Annotated in this window: 1 protein-coding gene; it reads left to right on the top strand. The window is 45.0% G+C overall.

All coding sequences use genetic code 11. From position 1 onward, the window contains the following. Positions 1 to 199 precede the first annotated feature (199 nt). On the top strand, positions 200 to 695 hold a 496-nt coding region (locus EHW56_RS15235), incomplete at its 3' end, for a UDP-N-acetylglucosamine 2-epimerase (RefSeq protein WP_172970397.1).

A 695-nucleotide genomic window follows, 5' to 3' on the forward strand; every position in this document is an offset into this window, starting at 1 on the left:
TAAAGCAAGAGAAGAGTTTTAAAGCCGGTATTCAACGCAAGCGAATGATGTGCGCGATGGACCAAGAGTACCTGGCGACCGTGCTGGGAAGCCTTTCGTGACGCGGATGTTCATGCGTTTTCCGTGCGCTTGCTAGGCCAAAAAGCCGTATCTGCAATCCCTGCAAATGTTCAAATAAAGAAAGCACATATTAGCTAAGATGAAAAAAATTCTATTTTTGACAGGTACTCGGGCTGACTTTGGTAAACTGAAAAGTTTGATCGGTAAAGTAGAAAGTCATCCGCATTTTGAGGCGTACGTGTTTATCACGGGCATGCATATGATGGCCAAATATGGCATGACAGCTCGTGAAGTAGAGAAAGCGGGATTCAAAAATCTTTACACATATATTAATCAAAACAGTTACGATTCAATGGATATTACCTTGGCCAAAACAATTCAAGGGTTGTCCGACTACGTGGCTGAAACCTCACCCGATATGATTGTGGTGCACGGTGACCGTGTTGAGGCCATGGCTGGTGCGATCGTGGGAGCGCTCAATAATATTCTTGTCGCACATGTTGAGGGCGGCGAGGTGTCTGGAACCATTGATGAATTGATCCGTCACTCTGTTTCAAAAATGTCGCATATCCACTTTGTCTCCAACCAAATGGCGAAAAGTCGCCTTATTCAGTTGGGTGAGACGGAATCGAGTA

The sequence above is a fragment of the Salinivibrio sp. VGrn1 genome, assembly GCF_009377995.1.
Lineage (GTDB): Bacteria > Pseudomonadota > Gammaproteobacteria > Enterobacterales > Vibrionaceae > Salinivibrio > Salinivibrio siamensis.